We start from the raw sequence: 20000 nt of genomic DNA, 5'->3' as shown, positions 1-20000 counted from the left end.
TGCCCTTTGCCTTGGCTTGCTAGCCCAGGCCAACCAAATTGTCTTTCTCTGGTTTTTAGCGCTTTGGGAGCTGTTTAGCCCCGCTCCGCATTCCCATATCCATGCTCGAATACGATTTTTACGAGTTACCCAACGGCATTCGGGTGCTGCACAAGCAAGTGCCGCACACCAAAGTAGCCCACTGCGGTTTCCTACTCGATATTGGCTCGCGCGACGAACGTCCCGAGCAGTACGGCCTTGCGCACTTTTGGGAGCACATGGCTTTCAAAGGCACCGAAAAGCGCCGCTCCATTCACATCCTCAACCGCCTGGAGGCCGTGGGCGGCGAGCTGAACGCCTACACGACCAAGGAGAAAATCTGCTTTTACGCCTCGTTGCTGAGCACGCACTTCGAGCGCGCGTTTGAGCTGCTGACGGATTTGACCTTTAACTCGGTGTTTCCGGTAAAGGAAATCGAGAAGGAGCGCGGCGTAATTCTGGAGGAAATGTCGATGTACGTCGACACGCCCGAAGACGCCATCATCGACGATTTCGACGGCGTGGTGTACGGCCAGCATGCCCTAGGTCACAACATCCTCGGCACGCGCGAGAGCGTGTCGGGCTTTCAGCAGCAAGACTTTTTCCGGTTTCTGCAGGAGAACATGCGCACCGATCAGCTGGTGTTCAGCTCCGTTAGCAACCTGCCCTTTAAGCAAGTAAAACGCCTGGCCGATAAGTACCTCGCACCGCTGCCCGCCAAGTTGGGTGCCCGCCCGCGCCAGCCCTTTGCCGAGTACAAGCCCAACCACCAAACCGAGCACAAGCCCATCACGCAGGCCCACTCGCTTATTGGCTGCCCGGCCTATGCGCTGCCCGATGCGCGCCGCCTGCCCTTCTTCATGCTCACCAACATTTTGGGTGGGCCGGGCATGAACTCGCGCCTGAACCTGGCCGTGCGCGAGAAGTACGGCTTCGTGTACAGCATCGATGCCAACTACGCGCCCTACACCGATACGGGCCTGTTCGGCATTTACTTCGCCACCGAAAAAGCCCGCCTGGAGCGCACCACCCAGTTGGTAATGAGGGAGTTGCGCCTGCTGCGCGAAAAGCCCCTGACCACCGCGCAGCTGCACATGGCCAAAGAGCAGCTGATGGGCCAACTAGCCATGGCCGAAGAAAGCAACGGCGGCATGATGCAGCTGCTGGGCAAGAGCACCCTCGACCTAGGCCGCGTCGAGTCGCTCAACGAAATCTTCGACCGCATTCGGCAGGTAACCTCCCCAGAGCTGCAAGACCTCGCCAACGACGTGCTGCGCGAAGACCAGCTCAGCGTGTTGCAGTACGTGCCCGAGGGCCGCTAACCCCCACGCGTGGCGCGGAGTGGCACTCCGCGGGCGGCCAACAGCCGCCATCCGGCACCGCGCCGAATACGTTATTGAGGATTGCGCCTGGCGTTCATTGCCGCCTTCGGCGCCACGCGGAGTACCACTCCGCGCCACGTTGTTTCCATGCCCCAGTTCGGCCACATCGGTACTTACCTCCCCGGCGACACGTTCCGTTCGCGGCTGGAGCTGCGCCTATCGGGCATGCACCGGCCGGTGCGGGCGGGCATTGCGGGCTCGCAGCACACCGGCGCCGAAAGCATTGTGATGTCGCAGGTGTACGAGGATGACGTGTTCACCGACGACGAAATCATTTACACCGGCCAGGGCGGCCGCGACCCGAAATCGGGGCACCAAGTGTCGGATCAGGTGCTGAACGACCGCAACCTGGCCTTGGTGAAGAGTGCCGAAACCGGCCTGCCCGTGCGCGTTTTCCGCAAGGTGCTCGATGAGCTCAGCAGTGAGCTGGTGTTTCGCTACGAGGGCCTGTATCGCGTCGCCGGCCATGCTTTCGAAACTGGGAAGTCTGGGAAAGGCGTGTGGCGGTTTCGGCTGGTGCCGTTTCAAGCTTGAGTCGTCGTTCGCCCTCGGTGCGGCGTTGCGTACCCTGCTCGCCGTTTGTCATCCTGAGCACAGCGAAGGACCTTACCACGTCGGATAGTAACTGCCTAACCCTAGGTCGTTCTTGCGTGAGAAGGTCCTTCGGCTAGCGCCTCAGGATGACAACCGGCAAAAAATCACCCTGACTTTACTCTGCCCATGTACCCCGCCGACGAACTTCAGCAATACGCCGACGACCACACCTCGCCCGAACCAGCCCTGCTCGGCCGCCTGGTGCGCGAAACGCACCTGCAAACCCTGATGCCGCGCATGCTCTCGGGCCACTACCAGGGCCGGCTGCTAAGCATGCTTAGCCACATGGTGCAACCCAGGCGCGTGCTGGAGCTGGGTACGTTTACGGGCTACTCGGCCCTGTGCCTGGGCGAGGGCTTGGCGCCCGATGGCAAGCTGCACACCGTGGAGCAGAACCCCGAGCTGCGCAGCCGCGTGGCGCGCTACGTGGAGCAGGCCGGCCTGGGTGGCCGCGTGCACCTGCACATCGGCGATGCGGAGCAGGTGATTCCGAGCTTGGCCGAAACCTGGGATATGGTGTTCATCGATGCCGATAAGATTCGCAACCGCGTGTACTACGAGCTGGTGCTGCCGCAAGTGCGGGCGGGCGGGTTCATCCTGATTGATAACGTACTGTGGAGCGGTAAGGCCCTGCCCTCCTATCAGCTGAAGGCAGCCGACAAAGACGCCCACGCCGTGCGCGAGTTCAACGACTTTGTGCAGCAGGATGCGCGCGTGGAAAACGTGTTTTTACCCCTGCGCGACGGATTATTTTTGGTGCGCAAACGGTAGCACTTCAGCCGCTTAGCTGTAATTACCTGATGGCGGCGCTTTGCGTATACGCCCCGACGATTAAACGCTGACGCCCGCGGGCTGTCTAAGCCACTTCGTCGGGCTACGCTTTGCTGTCACATGAAACACTCCTACCTAGGGCTACTCGCACCACTTATTGTAGCGGCGGCCGCGCCGGCGCAGGCGCAAACCTACCCGGTGAGCGGCCGTGTGCTCGATGCCAAAGACCAGGCCCCGCTAATTGGCGCCAACGTGTTGCTTACCCGCCTGCAGGCCGACTCGGTGCGGGTGGGCGCGGCCGTAAACCCCGATGGCAGCTTTACTATTCCGGGCGCCGAAGCGGGCAATTACCGCCTCACGGTTTCGTTCCTGGGGTACCAAACGCTTAAGCGGGCGGTTACCGTCGGCGGCGCTCCGCTGAACCTAGGCACGCTCGCGCTGCAGGGCTCGGGCGTTACGCTGCGCGGCGTGGAGGTAACGGGCCGCGCCCCGGCGGCCGTGCAAAAGGGCGATACGGCGCAGTTCGACAGCCGCGCCTTCAAGACCAACCCCGATGCCAATGCGCAGGACCTGATTACCAAAATGCCCGGCGTAACCGTGGGCACCGATGGCCGCGTGCAGGCCCAGGGCGAGCAGGTGCAGCGCATTTTGGTGGACGGAAAGGAGTTTTTCGGCAACGACCCCGATGCCGTGCTGCGCAACATCCCGGCTGAGGTTATCGACAAGATTCAGGTGTACGACCGCGCCTCCGACCAGTCGCAGTTTACCGGGTTCGACGACGGCAACCAGCAGAAAACCATCAACATCGTTACGCGGCCGCAATTCCGGAACGGGCAGTTTGGCCGGGTGCTGGCCGGCGCCGGCCAGGGCACCGACGGCGAAACGCGCTACCGGGCCAGCGGCAACATCAACTCGTTTAAGGGCAAGCAGCGCCTGTCGGTAATTGCCCAGAGCAACAACGTAAACGAGCAAAACTTCGGCACCGAGGATTTGCTTGGGGTGGTGGGCAACTCGCGCCAGGGTAGCGGCGGAGGAGGCGATGGGCCGCGCGGCGGCGGGGGCCGGCCCGGCGGTGGCGGCCCGGGCGGCAACTTCGGCGGCGGCCAGGGCGGGCCCGGCGGCGGCAACAACGCCAGCAACTTTCTGGTGAACCAGAGCGGCGGCATTTCGCGCACGCACGCCCTAGGTCTGAACTACTCCGACAGCTGGGGCCAGAAGACGGACGTGCAGGGCAGCTACTTTTTCAACCTGAGCGACAATACTCTGAGTAGTACCACGGCCCGCGCCTTCAACGTGGATTTGTTGCGCTACCACGAAGACTCCCGCACCACCAGCCGCAACATCAACAACCGCGCTTCGCTGCGCATCGAGCATAAGTTCGACTCGCTGAACTCGCTGCTGTGGCAGCCGCGCCTCTCGGTACAGCGCAACACCAGCAACAACGCCCTCGACGGGCGCATTTTCCGGGATGCTTTTGCCGACGTGCCCGATAGCACCCAGAGCACCAACCGCAGCGACTACCGCTCGGCCAACACAGGCATTACGCTGGGCAACCAACTGCTGTACCGCCACCGCTTTCTGAAGCGCGGGCGCACGTTTTCCCTAGGTCTGAACACCACCTACAACGACCGCAACGGCAGCAACTACCTGTTTTCGGAGAACCTCGACTTCACGAGCACGCCCGAGTCGCGGCGCCTTACCGACCAGTACGCCCGCCTCGACCAGGTGGGCTGGAACTGGAACGCCACGGTGCTGTACACCGAGCCCATCAGCCCCAAGAGCCAGTTGCAGCTCAACTACACCCTGGGCTACACGCCCAACGACTCGGACCGCAAAACCTACAACTTTGAGCCGAGCACCGGCCGCTACACCGCCCTCAGCACGCCGCTGAGCAACGTGTTCCGGAGCAGCTACACCACCAACGCCGCCGGCCTGAGCTACCGCTACAACGACCGTCAGCTGCAGTGGATGGTGGGCGCCGCGGTGCAGCAAGCCGTGCTGCGCAACACGCAGGAGTTTCCGCAGGCTGCCCTTACGCGCCGCACTTTCCTGAACGTGCTGCCCAACGCCATGCTGCGCTACAACTTTTCGCGGCAGCAAAACCTACGCTTCAACTACCGCATGCGCACCCAGGAGCCCAGCATCGGGCAGCTGCAGGAGGTGGTGAACAACGCCAACCCGCTGCAGATTACCACCGGCAACCCTTTGCTGCAGCAGGAGTTTACGCACAACCTGTTTGTGCGCTACTCGGCCGCCAAGCCCGAAAAGTCGACCTCGTTTTTTGCGCTCATCGGCGGCTCGTACACCGATAACTTCATCACCAACAGCACGCGCATCGTGGAGCGGCCCACGGCCATCGGCGGCGTGGTGGTGCCGGCCGGCGGCCAGATTACGCGCCCCGTAAACCTGAACCGGCAGTACACGCTGCGCTCGTTTGCCAACTACACCGTGCCGCTCAAGCTCATCAAATCGAACCTGAATTTGAACGCGGGCGCCAGCTACAGCCAAACCCCTGGCCTCGTGAACGAGCAGCTCAACTACAACCGCACGCCGGCTTTCACCTTGGGCGCGGTGCTCAGCAGCAACATCAGCCCCGAGCTCGACTTCACGCTATCGTCGAATTCCTCGCAGACGTACGTGCGCAACTCGCTGCAAACCCAGAGCAACAGCCGGTTTTTCCGCCAGAACACCACGCTGCGCTTTAGCTGGATCATCACGAAGGGCATCACGCTGCAGTCCGACGTAAACCACGTGGCGTTTTCGGGGCTTACGGCGGGCTTCAACCAGAACTTTGTGCTCTGGAACGCCAGCCTAGGTAAAAAAATACTGCCGAAGCAGCAGGGCGAGCTTCGCCTGTACGCCTTCGATTTGCTGGGCCAGAACAACAGCATTCAGCGCAACATTGCGCCGGCCTACACCGAGGACGTGCGCACCAACATTCTGCAGCGCTACCTGATGCTGATGTTCACCTACAACATCCGCAACTTCGGCGGCGCGGGCGGGCCGGCTCCTGATCAGCCCGGCACCCCCGGTAGCTTTGGGCCCGGCGGCCGGCCGGGCGGCTTTCCGGGTGGTGGTTCTCAGGGCGGCCCTCCGTCCGGTGGCCCCATGTAGTACGCCTTGCCGAAAAGCGGAGCCGGTAAAATGTACCAGCTCCGCTTTTCGTTTATAGAGCCGCTGCGCCCTAGGTGGCCGCACATAAAAACAACATTGGCAGGCCCTAGCAGGCCGTGCCGACGCAATTTTTCGCCTACTTTGTAAGCTGAGGAGCCGCCGAATTAGCCGCGCAGTGTCGGTTCCGTCTGCTCCGCCTGCTTATGAAAAGACTGTTGTTCTTGCTGCTTTGCTTGCTGCCGTTGCTGGTAGCGGCCCAGAGCGTACCTGTTCCTTCGGAAATCCAGTTTGCTGGCCTGCGCCTGCGCCTTACCGATGGTGGGCGGGCGGCCGTGCAGCAAAAAGTAGATGCCCTGCGGCGGCACCCCACGTCGTTTCAGGCGCGGGTAGCCTTGGCCGATGCAGCCTTCCCGATCATCGATCGGGTGCTGCAGCAGGAGGGCGTACCGCTCGATTTCCGTTACCTCTGCTTGCAGGAAAGCGGCCTGCAGGGCGATGCGCAAAGCATTCACGACGCTGTAGGCTACTGGCAGTTTAAGCGCGAGGCTGCTTCTGATTTTGGCTTGCTGGTGAACGATGAGGTAGACGAACGCAAGCACCTGGTGGCGGCTACCCACGGCGCGGCCAAGTACCTGCTTCGCTCGCAGCAGATGTACCGCAACTGGCTGAATACCCTGCTCAGCTACAACCTAGGGCCCGGCGGCGTGAAGCCTTACACCCTGCCCACCGATGCCACCGCCACCGAAATGGAGGTATCGGAAAAAACGCACCCTTACGTGCTGACTTTCCTGGCCCATAAAATAGCCTACGAGCCTGCCATCGGGGCCAATCCGCGCCCGGCCATGATGCTGCGCGAGTACCCCGCCCTAGGTGGTCAATCGTTGGATATGCTGGCGCAGGCCATCCAGACGCCGGCGGCCGAGCTGAGCAAGCACAACCGCTGGCTGCTGGCTGCCGCGGTGCCCACCGATAAGTCGTACACGGCGCTGGTGCCCGTAACCGACTCGCTGCAGCTGCTGGCCATGGCCGTGCAGCAGCGCCAGGCAGCCTCCAAGCTGGTAACCAAGCCCGAAACCGACCCCACCAACGCCGCTTTTGTAACGGTGAACGGCCTGCGCGCCGTGGTGGCGCTGCCCGGCGAGAGCAAAGAAGACCTGGCTCAGCGCACCGGTATTAAGCTGCGCAAACTCTTGCAGTACAACGACCTGAAGCCCTTCGATCAGATTGTCGTAGGTCAGCCTTACTTCGTGCAGAAGAAGCGCGACAAGGCCGCCGTGGAGTACCACGTGGCCCAACCCGGCGAAAGCGTGGCCTCGGTGTCGCAGAAGTACGGGATGCGCAGCAAGGCTATCCGGAGCAAAAACCGCATGGCCGCCAACGAGCAGCTGCAAACCGGCCGCGTGCTCTGGATGCAGCACACCCGCCCGCGCGAGGTGGCCGTGGAGTACGTAAAGGATACCAACGGCGCCGTAGCGGCAGCGCTGGAGCGCCCAACCGGCAGCGCTGCTCCGGCCGAGCCCGTAACCGCGGCAGCAGCTTCTGCGCCGAAACCGGCCGCACCCAAGCCTGCCCCGGCCGCGCCGGCTGCCACCGCCAACAAGCCTGCGCAGCCCATTCAGGATGAGCCCGCGCTGGCCGATGCCGGTACCGAAGCCGCCGACTCGAATCTGGAGAACATCAACGATGTGGCCGCCCCCGATCCGGCGCCGGTGGCAGCAACCCCGGCCCCTTTGCCTGCCCAGCAACCCGAGTACGGCAGCACCAGCCCGGCCCCCAGCAAAAGCTTACCGCCCTCGACCCCGGTAGCCGATGAGCCCGCCGCCGATGCAGTGGCGGATGAACCCGAACCCGTTGCGGCGCCCACAAAGCCCGTCGGCTCCGCTCCTGCCATTCTGCCTGACAGCAAACCTGCCCCGGCCAATCCTGTCCCCGCTGCTACCAAGCCTGCGGCCCCTGCTCCCGCCACCACGCCCGATAAGCCGGTTGCGGCAGTGCCGGCCCCCAAGCCGGCCGCCCCGGTGGCTACACCAGCCCCCGCGCCCACGGTTGTTGAGCCCGTTCCGGCCTCGGGCATGCACACGGTTCAGCCCAAAGAAAACGTGTACTCCATTGCCCGCCGCTTTGGCATTCGGCCCGCCGATATCATTGCCTGGAACAACCTGCCACCTAGCCCCGCCTTGTTGATCGGGCAGATAATTCGGGTAGCGCCGCCGGCTCCGGGTACTGCGGCCTCGACGGCTGGGGCCACCACCCCGGCCCCGGCCAAACCTGCCGCTACTCCTGCCCCTGCCGCCAAGCCGGCCACGGTGGCCGCTGCGGCACCTGCTCCGGGCCCAGCGGCTTCGGGCACCATCAGGCACACGGTAGCGCCGGGCGAGTCGATGTACGGCATTTCGCGCAAGTACGGCGTCACCATCAAAGACATTATGGAGTGGAACGGCAAGCCCGATTTCAACGTGCGCCCCGGCGAGGTACTCGTTGTAAAACCCACCAAGTAGCCACATCCACGCTTCCCTCCTGTGCCTACGGCTGGCCGCTCCTACCTAGGGCGGCCAGCTGCTTTTTCGGCGACTCCCTAAATGGGCCGGACTGCCTCCGGCTTAGCGAAAGTTTGCGCTACTTACGCCCATGAAAAGACTGCTCCTTTTGTGCCTGCTGGGTGCCAGCCCCGGTTTGCCCCTGGCAGCCCAAGCACAAACCCCAGCTAACCAAACCTACCCCGACGAAAAACTGCTGCAGCGCCTAAGCGCCTACGGGCAGGTACTTGTGGCCGAAACCCAAAAGCTCACTGCCGAGCCCGACGATGCCCGCGCCCTGCTGCTGATGCAAACCATGCTGCGCGACCTGGCCCCCGGTTTCCGGCAGGTGGGCGCCGAGGTAACGGCCTTGCCCACGGCCCGCCACGAGGCACTTCGCCGGCGCGTAGAGGCCGAAAGCTGGTTTCCGGAGATGATGGCGCAAATGAAAGAGCTAACTACCGGCCCTTTTGCGCAGCGCGCAAAAGCCAACCCCCAACTAGCCCCCGCCCATGCCCAGCTGGTGGCTGCCCTGTTTGAGCGCCGCACGCATATAGGACAGCCCATAACCCACTAAGCAATGCGCTGCTTTGGGGTGCTAATCAGCGAGTAAGGTCTAAACACCTAGGAAGGCGCCCGGCGTACCCATAGGTTAATAAAGAATCAATAGCGCTAATCATCAGCGTTTTAAGCACAGCAGGCGGCTCTAAAAGCCGCCTGCTTTTGTTAGCATCAATACGCAAAAACTACGGCCGCCGCAACGTTTCCTTTCCCCTGCCCCGGCGGTAACTTTACCCTGCTCAATTCTGAATTATGAATTCTGAATGCTGAATTTTCAGCCCCTTCCCAATTCATAATTCAGCATTCAGAATTCATAATTCCTCCGAAGGATGCCCACGTTCTCGCACCTCCACTGCCACACCCAATACTCCCTGCTCGACGGCCAAGCCAGCATTTCGGCGCTGATGAAAAAGGCGCAGAAGGACGGTATGCCCGCCGTGGCCCTCACCGACCACGGCAACATGTTTGGGGCGTTCAACTTTGTGGCCGAGGCCAACAAGTACAACGTGAAACCCATCGTGGGCTGCGAGTTTTACTTGGTGGAGGATCGGCACAAAAAGTCTTTCAGCCGCGAAAAGGGCGAGCGGGACAACCGCTTTCACCAGCTGCTGCTGGCCAAAGACCAGGCCGGCTACCAGAACCTGGCCAAGCTTTGCTCCATGAGCTACATCGAGGGCGTGTACTCCAAGTACCCGCGCATCGATAAGGAGCTGCTGCTGCAGTATCACGAGGGCCTGATTGCTACCTCGTGCTGCATCGGGGCCGAAATTCCGCAGGCGCTGCTGTGGAAATCGGAAGCAGAAGCGGAGCAAATCCTGAAATGGTGGCTCGACGTGTTCGGCGAGGACTACTACATCGAGATTCAGCGCCACGGGCTGATGAACATCGATAACACGGGCAAAAGCCAGGAAGACCTGAACCAAACCCTGTTGAAGTGGGCCAAGAAGTACAACGTTAAGGTCATCTGCACCAACGACTCGCACTACGTCGATCAGCAGGACTTTGCCCCGCACGATTTGCTGCTGTGCGTGAACACCGGCGAGGAATACAGCATCCCCGTGGGCGACTTCCAGACGAAGTACTTCCGCCTGATTTCGGGCGAGAAGGAAGTGCTGTACGACCACCTCGACAACCTGCGCCCGCGCGCCGCCAAAGACGACGAGGTGCGCCGGCAGCTCATGCGCATCGACGAGGAAATGCAGATGCCCAAGCCCCGCTCGCGCTTTGGCTTCCCCAACGACCAGTTCTACTTCAAGTCGCAGGAAGAGATGAACGCGCTTTTCGCAGACGTGCCGGAAAGCGTGGACAACACGAACGAAATCGTTGATAAAATCACGCCGCCCAAGCTGGCGCGCGATATCCTGTTGCCCAACTTCCCGCTGCCGGCTGGCTTTGCCAATGCCGACGAATTCCTGCGCGAACTGACCTACGTGGGCGCGTTCGGGCCGGGGGCGGGCAAGGGCATCGTGACGATGACCAAGCCGCCGCGCTACTCCGAGCGCACGCCCGAAATCGAGGAACGGCTGGAATACGAGCTGCGCATCATCCAGACGATGGGCTTTGCGGGCTACTTCCTCATCGTGCAGGACTTCATCAACAAGGGCCGCGACATGGGCGTGGCCGTGGGCCCGGGCCGTGGCTCGGCGGCCGGCTCGGCGGTGGCCTACTGCGTAGGCATCACCAACATCGACCCGATTAAGTACTCCTTGCTGTTCGAGCGTTTCCTGAACCCCGAGCGCGTGTCGATGCCCGATATCGATATCGACTTCGACGACGTGAACCGCCAGCGCGTGATTGACTACGTGGTAGACAAGTACGGCAAAACGCAGGTGGCCCAGATTATCACCTTCGGTACCATGGCCGCCAAGTCGAGCATCAAGGACGTAGCGCGGGCCATGGAGCTGCCCCTGCCCGCCACCAACGAGCTGGCCAAGATGGTGCCCGAAAAGCCCGGCACCACGCTGGCCGGGGCTTTTGCCGAAAACCAGGAGCTGGACATGATCCGCCGCGACGACGCGCCGGACAACTTGCGCGGCCAGATTCTGCGCCTTGCCGAAAAGCTCGAAGGCTCGGTGCGCAATACGGGCATCCACGCGGCCGGCGTCATCATCGCCCCCGACGACATCACGAAGTACATTCCGGTGTCGACCTCCAAGGACTCGGACCTCTTGGTGACGCAGTTCGACGGCAAGGTGATTGAGTCGGCGGGGATGCTGAAGATGGACTTCCTGGGGCTGAAGACGCTCACGATTATCGTGGACGCCCTCACGCTGATCAAGAAGAACCACGGCGTCGACATCAACATCGACGACATTCCGCTCGACGACCCCAAGACCTACGAACTGTACCAGCGCGGCGACACCATCGGCACGTTCCAGTTCGAATCGGAGGGCATGCGCATGTACCTCAAGGACCTCAAGCCCACCAACATCGAGGACCTGATTGCCATGAACGCCCTGTACCGCCCCGGCCCGATGCAGTTCATTCCGAACTTCATCAACCGCAAGCACGGGCGCGAGCCGATTGAGTACCCACACGAGCTGCTGGAGCCCATCCTGAACTACTCCCAGGGCATCATGGTGTACCAGGAGCAGATCATGCAAACGGCCCAGATCCTGGCCGGCTACTCCCTAGGTGGCGCCGACCTGCTGCGCCGCGCCATGGGTAAGAAGGACATGAAGAAGATGGCGCAGGAGCGGGAGAAATTCTGCAAGGGCGCTTTGGAGCTGCACGGCATCAAGGAGAAGAAAGCCAACGAGGTGTTCGACGTGATGGAGAAGTTTGCGGCCTACGGCTTCAACCGCTCCCACTCGGCCGCCTACTCGGTGGTGGCTTATCAGACGGGTTATCTGAAGGCCAACTACCCGGCCGAATACATGGCGGCGGTGCTGACGAACAACATGTCGGACATCAAGAAGGTGACCTTCTTTATCGAGGAGGCGCGCCGCCAGGGTGTGCAGGTACTCGGCCCCGACGTGAACGAATCGGTGCTGAAGTTCAACGTGAACGAGAAGGGTCAGATTCGTTTCGGCATGGCCGCCGTGAAGGGTGCCGGCGAAGCCGCCATCGAGAACATTGTGGCCGAACGCGAAAAGAAAGGCCCGTACTCCGACATTTTCGACTTTGCCAAGCGCGTGAACCTGCGCGCCGTGAACAAGAAAACGTTCGAAAGCCTGGCTTTGGCTGGAGCCTTCGACTCGTTTGAGCGCTACCACCGCCGCCAGTTTGTGGAGGCCCCGGCCGGCGACCAGCACCTCATCGACAAGGCGGTGCGCCTAGGTCAGCAGCACCAGGCCGACCAGGACTCGGCCCAGCAGAGCTTGTTTGGGGGCGGCGCTTTCGGGGCGGTGGCCATGCCGCTGCCCAAGGTGGCCGACATGGAGCCCTGGCCCGCTACCGAGCAGCTGCGCCGCGAAAAGGAAGTGGTGGGCTTTTACCTCTCGGGCCACCCGCTCGACGACTTCAAGCTGGAAATAGACAGCTACTGCACCTGCGGCCTCGACAAGATTGAGACGTACAAGAACCGCGACATTACGGTGGCGGGGCTGATTTCGAACGTGATGTTCAAGACGACCAAGACGGGCCAGCCGTTCGTGTCGTTCAACGTGGAAGACTACGAATCGAGCATCAACCTGGCCTTGTTCCGCGACGACTACACCAAGTTTTCGAGCATCATCAACCCACGCAACTACGACAAGGAGCAGATTCCGCCGATGTTCATCCGGGGCAAGTACGCCCAGCGGTTCCGCGACTCCGATCAGTACGAGTTCAAGATCATGACCATGGAGCCGCTGTTCAACGTGGCCGAGAAGCTGGCCAACGGCGTGCGCGTGCAGCTCGATCTGCGCACGATTACGGAGCCCTTCATGGACCGCTTTATGTCGGCCGTGGAGGAGTGCGCGGGCTCCAAAAAGCTCGAAATCAAGTTTGCCGAGCCGCACGAGCACCTCACGGTGGATACCTACTCGCGCCGCTACCGCATCGAGCCCAAGTCGTTTATCTTCCGGATGCGCGAAATGGAAATTGACGCCTGCCAGCTCATCTAATTTGTGCTGCTAGCGTACTCGAACTTTTCCGTAGGCTCCATGTTTGCCATCCAATCTGCTACCTTGCGCGCCCAACTCGCGTAAGCAGGTTAATTAACAAAGGCACTCACTTTCTTAACCCGAATAAGACAATGGGACACAAAGCCATTGAAATCACCGACGCCAACTTCGACGAAATCATCAACTCCGATAAGCCTGTACTGGTAGACTTTTGGGCCGAATGGTGCGGCCCGTGCCGCATGGTAGGCCCGGTAGTGGAGGAACTGGCCGGTGAGTACGAAGGCCGCGCCGTTATCGGCAAAGTTGACGTAGACGCCAACCCGCAAACCTCGATGAAGTTCGGCATCCGCAGCATCCCTACGCTGCTGGTGTTCAAGAACGGCCAGGTGGTTGACAAGCAAGTGGGCGCCGTGCCCAAGCACGTGCTGGCCCAGAAGCTGGATGCGCAGGTAACGGCCTAATTGCCCCCTGCCTAAGCAAAGCGGCCCCGCCACCTAGGTGGCGGGGCCGCTTTGCGTTTACTCCCAGTTGGCGCGGGCCTCTACCGGCGGCGTGGGCGGGGGCTTGGGCCCGCCAAACAAATTGAACTGTGGGGCGAAGTAAATAGGCACCGTGTAGGTGAAACTGGTGGGCACGTTGTACTCGCGGCCCGGCCGGAACCTAGGCAGGCTTTCCACCACGCGCTTGGCCTCCAGGTCGGTATCGGGCGAGAGGCCGCGCAGCACGCGCACCTGCCCTACCCGGCCGTCTTCGCCCACGGTGTAGCTCACGTACACTTTACCGGTAATGCCCTTGCGGCGGGCATCTTTGGGGTAGTTAGTGTGCTGAATCAGGTACTCGACCAAGGCTTGCTCGCCGCCCGGGAACTCGGGCGCCTGCCGCCGCCGCACCATGCCCTCGTAGCGGCTGCCGTCTTCGTTGAAGAGCTTTACGCTGGCTTCCTGGCCTATTTGCTCTACCGCTGCGGGCTGGCCTGAGCTGTAATAATAGCGCCACTCGCCGGTGGGCTGGTTTTCGTGGTACAGGCCGGTGGAGCGGCGCTGCCCGTTGCGGTGTACGCTTAGCCAGCGGCCGGTACGCTCGCCGTTGTGGTACTCGCCCCGCTCCTGCACCTTGCCGTCTTCGTACCAGGCTACGTACAACCCGTTGGGCTGGTCGTTCTGAAAGTGTACCTGGCTGGCCTTGGCGCCGCTGGGATAGTAGGTAGTGAACAAGCCGCTGCGTCTGGGCGGCGTTATGCTATCGAGGTAGCCCCGCAACAGCAGGGTGCCGTTCAGGGCGTACTCGCGTATAGGGTACAGGCCGTTCTCGGGTTGTTGCTCCACCACCCGGTAGTGCGTGGCGCTGTCGGGTACGGCCTCCTGATTTAGCTCGTTCAGGTACACAGCCGGTAGGCTCTGGGCCTCGGCTACGGAGGCGCCGCCGAAAAGCAGCAAGGCAGCAAGCAAAGCTTTCATGGGCAGGGCAACAGTTCCGAAATATACGCCGGCGGCTACAAAGAAATAGACAGCCACCACGGTTATTTACAAAAAATAACGTCGGCCGTGGCGCCACCCACGGCCGACGCCGGACGTTTACTTAGGAATAAACGCCCTCGCACACCGCTCAACTTCGTCTCCACCTGCACGAAGTTGAGGCTGTAGTGCAATGTCGTTGGGAGGCGCAATACGGGCTTGCACCACCTCAGGCATATCTTCTAGCCAAACCTTGCCGCGGCTGCCCCATGGGCAAGCCAGGCATTGGTGTTAGCACTGGCAATCAGGCAGTTTTTACCCGGGCTACCGCTCACAACCTTACTCCCCACTTGCACCGCAGCAGCTTGGCACCTAGGCAAGCCTAGGTGTTCAGGGCACACGCTATACAACTTGCTTTCGGCTGGTTGCCAGCCCGAAGTCGCGCTGTGGGTAAGCCCACCGTGTGCTATCAAAGCGCAGGACCAGCTTCCCGAGGCCGGTATACTCATGAGGGCGCTGTTGTTGCAATAATCCAACAACGGTTTTTCACCTAGCCTAACTGAAAGCGCATTTAGTTTTTGTCCCTCCCTAGGTAGCTGCGCAAGCTCGGCCCGGCTCAGGCACCGCTTTGGTGGCTGGCTAGTTCGATGAGCAGAGCTAGTGCAAGCAGAAATCATAGGGCTCGACGGTAGGGCAAAGCCACCTGCTGCCAGCCCTTTGTAGGGTGGTGCCGATGTTTACTTGTTCAATTTTTTGTAATAATAATACTATATATGATACGACATTAACCTTGTTAATTTTTTTACAGCTAATTTTTTTAGATGTGCAAAAGCCCTGCGCTCAGTGCAATAAAATGCAAAGCGGGCCCGAGGTTACCATACCCGGGGCCCGCTGTCTGGCGTTGGCGACTTAAAGCAATTGTATGGGCCGGTTCAGCGTTTCTTCCAGCGAAATAAGGGTTTCGGTGCGTTCGATGCCCTCGATCAGCTGAATCTTGTCGTGAAGCACATCGCGCAGGTGTTGCGTATCGCGGCATACCAGGCGGGCAAACACCCCGTAGGCGCCGGTAGTAAAGTGGATGCTTACCACCTCCGGAATATCGCGCAGCTGCTCGGCCACGCTGTTGTACACCGAGCTTTTGAGCAAGTAGATGCCCAAAAAGGCGTTTACGCCGTAGCCCAGCTTGGCATAATCAATTTTAAGCGTAGCACCGCGTACAATACCCAGCTCTTCGAGGCGGCCCATTCGCACGTGCACCGTGCCTCCCGATACGTGTACCCGACGCGCAATTTCGGTGTAAGGCATTTTGGCGTCTTCGAGTAACAGCGCCAGTATTTTACGGTCGGTGTCGTCAAGTTCGTAATTACGAGACATCTTATCGGGTTTAACTTGCGAGATTTTCAAGAGAACGAACTAAAAGTGAAGAAGTATGTAAATGTTCGTCATATATGATGTTAATATTTTACCTATTACGCGCCAGCTTTACATTTGTGATAACAAAACGCAGCCGGCGTTAAGAACTTTGTAGAGCAGCGCACATCACGCAGGCAAATTGCTGCCGTGGTGCCAAGTCAGCTGGGCGGCCTGGCCGCAACGCGTGCTTGCGAAGGTGCAACTCCTTCGGCTACAACCAGGGTGGAACTTGTGAAGAGGGAACTTGCGGAACGTATCTGGGTGGGTACGTTCTGTTCTAGAGGCGGCATCTGGGTGGGTGCCGCCTTTTTTTTGCCCAGAGGGCAGCCGGCTACGGCTCGGCAATAAGGCACTGAAGAAACTAATCCAGGCAACATGGATAACGCGCGGACAAACGCGCTGAGGGCAGGTAATGCAAGCTTTTGCGCTACAAAACTCCAAATGTTTCCGGCTTTGCCAAACATTAGTCGTGGCGCGGGCTCATAATAAGCCGCTTTGCCCATGGCACCTAGGGCAATAGAAAAGCCGCCGCTCTGGCAAACATGCTCAGGAACGGCGGCTTTTAACTGGTGCATTGCGTTGGGGCGGCTTACTTGTAAATGAGCACTTCGCTTTGCCCATTGGCCTTGATGTAGCCGCGGTACATGCCTTCAGAATTAAAAGGCATGGTAATGTTGCCTTGCCTATCGAGGCCGATGAGGCCGCCGTCGCCGCCCAACTGGGCTACCTTATCGATGGTGGCCTGGGCGGCCTGCTGCAGCGGCTGCTTGCCATACTCCATGCGGGCGGCAATGTCGCGGGCTACCGTGGCCCGGATAAAGTACTCGCCCCAGCCCGTGCACGAAATAGCGCACGACTGGTTATCGGCGTAGGTGCCGGCCCCGATGATGGGTGCATCGCCGACGCGGCCGTAGCGTTTGTTGGTCATGCCGCCGGTGCTGGTGGCGGCGGCCAGGTTGCCGTATTGGTCGAGGGCCACGGCGCCTACCGTGCCGTACTTGCGCCCCTCCGTGAAGATGGGCGGCTCCTGGTAGCCCTGGGGCATGCTGCCGGCCTTCTGTTTTACCTTAATCTTCTTCGACTCGGTAGCCGGCGCTGCGGGCGCCGCAGCTTTGGTAGGCGTGTTCAGCTGATCGGTAACGGCGCCCTGCTCCTTGGCAATGGCTTTTTGCAGCTGGTTGTAACGCGCCTCGGTGTAGAAGTAGCTGGGCTCAACGATCTGCAGGCCTTTCTCTTTGGCAAACAACTCGGCGCCGGGCCCTACCATCATCACGTGCTCCGACTTTTCCATCACGGTGCGGGCAGCCGTAATGGGGTTGCGCACAACGGTTACGCCGGCCACCGAGCCAGCCTTAAGCGTTTTGCCGTCCATAATAGAAGCATCGAGCTCGTTGCGGCCCTCGTGGGTGAAAACGGCTCCTTTGCCAGCGTTGAACAGCGGCGAATCCTCCATGATGCGCACCGTGGCCTCCACGGCATCGAGCGAGGTGCCGCCCTTCTGCAGCACGCCGTAGCCCACCTGCAGCGCCTGGTTGAGCACCTCGCGGTAGGCCTTCTCCTGGTCGGGCGTCATGTTGGCGCGGGTAATGGTACCGGCTCCGCCATGAACAACCAGGGTAATACGGCTGGGGTCGGCAGTTGAGGTAGCCGATGCGGGCTTGGCGGGTGCCGGGGTTTGGGCCTGCGCGCCTACCCCTAGGTGAAGCAGCGCCAGAGGCAGCAGGTACAGGAGCTTTTTCATAAAGGGCAAGTAACGAAGGCGGCCGATACTTTACTAACGAGTTGCCACGGGCGCAGCCGCGCGGTGGCGTGCCAGGCCAGCGTCGAGGAACTCCACGAAGCGCGTGGCATCCGATTCGTAGGCTTTGGGCTCAACCAGCTGTTGGCCGTCGGGCGAGAGCAACACGTAGTACGGCTGGGCATTGGCCCCGAAACGGCTGATTTCGAAATCGAGGTTTTGCTCGCCGATCGACTTTTTCTGGCGGCCGTCGCGCTGCGAGGTAAACCACTCCGCCTCGGGCAGCTCGGTTTTATCATCTACGTACAGCGCTACCACTACGTAATCGTTGCGCAGGCGCTGCAGCACGCGTGGGTCGGCCCATACCGAGGCTTCCATCAGGCGGCAGTTGCCGCAGTTGTGGCCCGTAAAGTCGACAAATACGGGCTTGTTCTGCTGCTTGGCGCAGGCCAGGGCCTGCTTCAGATCAAAATAGCCCTGCAGGTTGTGCGGCAGCTCCAGAAAATCGGCGTGGCGTGGGGTTTCGCAGAGGGTGTTGGCGGCGGTGCTTACCGGCATGGCGGCAGCGCCGGCTGTAGGCGCGGCCAGCGAAAAATCGTGGCGGCTGGGCGGCGGCACCAGCGCCGACAGCGCCGGCAGCGGCGCCCCGAACAAGCCGGGCAGCAGGTACAGCATAAACGTGAGCGAAACGCCGGCCAGCAGCAGGCGCGGCACGCTTACGCGGGTGCTTTCGTCGTCGTGCGGCAGGCGGATGAAGCCCAGCAGGTACAAACCCAGCAGCAGGGCCAGCACCGCCCAAATGGCAATAAACACACCGCGCGGCAGCAGGCCCCAGTGGTACGATAGGTCGGCCGAGCTCAGGAATTTAAAAGCCAGGGCCAGCTCCACGAAGCCCATGGTCACCTTCAGGGTATTCAGCCAGCCACCCGACCTAGGCATGCTCTTGAGCCACGAGGGGAACAAGGCAAACAGCACAAAGGGCAGGGCAAACGCCAGGGCAAAGCTCATCATGCCCAGCGTAGGCCGCAGCAACTCGCCGCCGGCCGAGGCAATGGCCACCGAGCCCACAAACGGCACCGTGCACGAAAACGACACCAGTACCAGCGTGGCAGCCATGAAAAACAGGCCCGACCAGCCGCCCTTGTCGGCCTGCCGATCGACCGAGTTGACCAGCCCCGAGGGCGCCTGAATCTCGAACAGACCTAGGAAGGAAAGCCCGAACAGCACGAAAATGACAAACGAAATAACGTTGGGCAGCCAGTGCGAGCTGATAACATTGGCCGCATCGGCCCCGAGCAGCACGCTTAGCAGCACGCCCGCGGTGGTGTAAATGGCAATAATGGAGAGGCCGTACACCAATGCTTTGGCAATGCCCTGGGCCCGCGAGCCGCTGCTGTTGGTGAAGTACGACACCGTCATGGGCAGCATGGGGTACACGCAGGGCATCAGCACAGCCAGCAGGCCGGCGCCAAACGCCAGCAGCAGGTACTCGAGCAGCCCTAGGGTGGCCTGCGGGCTGGCAGCCGGGGCAGCGGCTGTTGCCACCGCCGCCGCTGGCGCCGCTACGGGCGCTTCGGCCGAAACCCCTGCCGGAGCATCGGGCGCGGTGGCAGCGGCCGGCGCTGCGGCTAGGGCTACCGAAGCAGTATCGGGGGTGGCGGTTGCGGGGGCGGTGGCTACGCTGGCCGGAGCGGCGGTAGCGGGTGCGGCCGCGGCCGTTGCCGGGGCCTTGCTAGCGGGTGCAACAGGCGCGGCGGTAGGTGCTGCGGCGGTACCCGTTACCTCGATGGGCCCGAAGGTGAGCGAGTTGTTGCCCGGAATGCAGCGGCCGTCGGTTTCGGTGCAGCTTTGGTACTCGGCCTCGGCTTTGATGCTGATGCTGCCGGGCTGCAGCAGCCGGATGCGCTGCCGAATCTGGCCGGTGGTTTCGAAGTAGGTTACGTCGCCCTTAAATACCGTGTCGAATTTCTTTTTGGGCGACACCGATTTGGGGGCGCCTACCACCTCGTAGGCCGGCGACTTGGCCCAGCTGAACGTGAACACCGTGGGCCCTAGGTCGGGGTCGAAGTCGGTGGCGTAGAGGTGCCACGTGGGGTCGATGCGGGCATTGACGATGAGCTCCAGCTCGTCGCCTACTTTGGCCGTGGGCTTGCTCACGGCGGTGCTCAGCTTGGTGGGCTCGAGCACCTGGGCCGTGGTGACCGTGCTCCAGAGGAGCAGCAAAGCCAAACTTAGCCAGGAGGTTATTCGCAAAAACATAAGGCAGTCGGAATTTCCGAAGAAGAAACAAAGTTACGCCAAGCGTTGCATCCTACCCGTGCGGGCACGTCGCCCGAACCGCTTAGACGGATTCTCGTACTTTTGTTGCATACAGAGACCCGCCGCGGGTGCCG

12 protein-coding genes are annotated in these 20000 nt (G+C 61.2%); 8 read left to right on the top strand and 4 right to left on the bottom strand.

The features are described 5' to 3' along the window. Positions 1 to 101 precede the first annotated feature (101 nt). From OIS50_RS18940 to trxA, 8 genes are all read left to right on the top strand, one after another. Positions 102 to 1340, top strand: coding sequence for a M16 family metallopeptidase (locus OIS50_RS18940; RefSeq protein ID WP_264692208.1), 1239 nt, complete (start codon positions 102 to 104; stop codon positions 1338 to 1340). A 147-nt stretch (positions 1341 to 1487) separates the two neighbouring features. Continuing rightward, positions 1488 to 1934, top strand: a complete 447-nt coding sequence (locus OIS50_RS18935) for a YDG/SRA domain-containing protein (RefSeq protein ID WP_264692207.1) — start codon at positions 1488 to 1490, stop codon at positions 1932 to 1934. Between the two features lie 186 nt (positions 1935 to 2120). After that, positions 2121 to 2765: an O-methyltransferase gene (locus tag OIS50_RS18930; protein WP_264692206.1), complete on the top strand. Its 645-nt coding sequence runs from the start codon at positions 2121 to 2123 to the stop codon at positions 2763 to 2765. A gap of 120 nt (positions 2766 to 2885) precedes the next feature. After that, a complete protein-coding gene (locus tag OIS50_RS18925; RefSeq protein WP_264692204.1) occupies positions 2886 to 5879 on the top strand; it encodes a TonB-dependent receptor in 2994 nt (997 codons plus the stop codon). 203 nt (positions 5880 to 6082) lie between these two features. Beyond that, positions 6083 to 8377 (top strand): LysM peptidoglycan-binding domain-containing protein, encoded by a 2295-nt coding sequence (locus tag OIS50_RS18920; protein WP_264692203.1) that lies wholly within the window; start codon positions 6083 to 6085, stop codon positions 8375 to 8377. A 130-nt stretch (positions 8378 to 8507) separates the two neighbouring features. Further along, positions 8508 to 8972, top strand: a complete 465-nt coding sequence (locus OIS50_RS18915) for a hypothetical protein (protein WP_264692202.1) — start codon at positions 8508 to 8510, stop codon at positions 8970 to 8972. Between the two features lie 313 nt (positions 8973 to 9285). Then, positions 9286 to 13002: a DNA polymerase III subunit alpha gene (dnaE, locus tag OIS50_RS18910; RefSeq protein ID WP_264692201.1), complete on the top strand. Its 3717-nt coding sequence runs from the start codon at positions 9286 to 9288 to the stop codon at positions 13000 to 13002. Between the two features lie 131 nt (positions 13003 to 13133). Continuing rightward, complete coding sequence (gene trxA / locus OIS50_RS18905) at positions 13134 to 13463, top strand: thioredoxin (RefSeq protein WP_059072360.1); 330 nt, start codon at positions 13134 to 13136, stop codon at positions 13461 to 13463. Positions 13464 to 13520: 57 nt separating this feature from the next. Here trxA and OIS50_RS18900 read toward each other — a convergent pair whose 3' ends face one another. The 4 genes from OIS50_RS18900 to OIS50_RS18885 all read right to left on the bottom strand — a co-directional run bounded on the left by OIS50_RS18900 (position 13521) and on the right by OIS50_RS18885 (position 19836). Further along, positions 13521 to 14459, bottom strand: a complete 939-nt coding sequence (locus OIS50_RS18900; RefSeq protein ID WP_264692198.1) for an energy transducer TonB — start codon at positions 14457 to 14459, stop codon at positions 13521 to 13523. 906 nt (positions 14460 to 15365) lie between these two features. Then, complete coding sequence (locus OIS50_RS18895; protein ID WP_264692197.1) at positions 15366 to 15830, bottom strand: Lrp/AsnC ligand binding domain-containing protein; 465 nt, start codon at positions 15828 to 15830, stop codon at positions 15366 to 15368. Positions 15831 to 16458: 628 nt separating this feature from the next. Beyond that, complete coding sequence (locus OIS50_RS18890) at positions 16459 to 17610, bottom strand: isoaspartyl peptidase/L-asparaginase family protein (RefSeq protein WP_264692196.1); 1152 nt, start codon at positions 17608 to 17610, stop codon at positions 16459 to 16461. Positions 17611 to 17643: 33 nt separating this feature from the next. Further along, positions 17644 to 19836, bottom strand: a complete 2193-nt coding sequence (locus OIS50_RS18885) for a protein-disulfide reductase DsbD family protein (RefSeq protein ID WP_319805308.1) — start codon at positions 19834 to 19836, stop codon at positions 17644 to 17646. Positions 19837 to 20000: the final 164 nt, after the last annotated feature.

Source organism: Hymenobacter sp. YIM 151858-1 (assembly GCF_025979705.1).
Classification (GTDB): domain Bacteria; phylum Bacteroidota; class Bacteroidia; order Cytophagales; family Hymenobacteraceae; genus Solirubrum.
The sequence above is the reverse complement of the archived record's forward strand: the minus strand, read 5'-3'. Positions and strand labels throughout refer to the sequence as shown.

Excerpts from the sequence above, each read along its gene's own strand:
- OIS50_RS18940 (WP_264692208.1), top strand. The coding sequence starts at position 102 with ATGCTCGAATACGATTTTTACGAGTTACCCAACGGCATTCGGGTGCTG.
- OIS50_RS18920 (WP_264692203.1), top strand. The coding sequence starts at position 6,083 with ATGAAAAGACTGTTGTTCTTGCTGCTTTGCTTGCTGCCGTTGCTGGTA.
- OIS50_RS18925 (WP_264692204.1), top strand. The coding sequence starts at position 2,886 with ATGAAACACTCCTACCTAGGGCTACTCGCACCACTTATTGTAGCGGCG.
- OIS50_RS18890 (WP_264692196.1), bottom strand. The coding sequence starts at position 17,610 with ATGAAAAAGCTCCTGTACCTGCTGCCTCTGGCGCTGCTTCACCTAGGG.
- OIS50_RS18915 (WP_264692202.1), top strand. The coding sequence starts at position 8,508 with ATGAAAAGACTGCTCCTTTTGTGCCTGCTGGGTGCCAGCCCCGGTTTG.
- OIS50_RS18930 (WP_264692206.1), top strand. The coding sequence starts at position 2,121 with ATGTACCCCGCCGACGAACTTCAGCAATACGCCGACGACCACACCTCG.
- OIS50_RS18935 (WP_264692207.1), top strand. The coding sequence starts at position 1,488 with ATGCCCCAGTTCGGCCACATCGGTACTTACCTCCCCGGCGACACGTTC.
- OIS50_RS18895 (WP_264692197.1), bottom strand. The coding sequence starts at position 15,830 with ATGTCTCGTAATTACGAACTTGACGACACCGACCGTAAAATACTGGCG.
- dnaE (WP_264692201.1), top strand. The coding sequence starts at position 9,286 with ATGCCCACGTTCTCGCACCTCCACTGCCACACCCAATACTCCCTGCTC.
- OIS50_RS18900 (WP_264692198.1), bottom strand. The coding sequence starts at position 14,459 with ATGAAAGCTTTGCTTGCTGCCTTGCTGCTTTTCGGCGGCGCCTCCGTA.
- trxA (WP_059072360.1), top strand. The coding sequence starts at position 13,134 with ATGGGACACAAAGCCATTGAAATCACCGACGCCAACTTCGACGAAATC.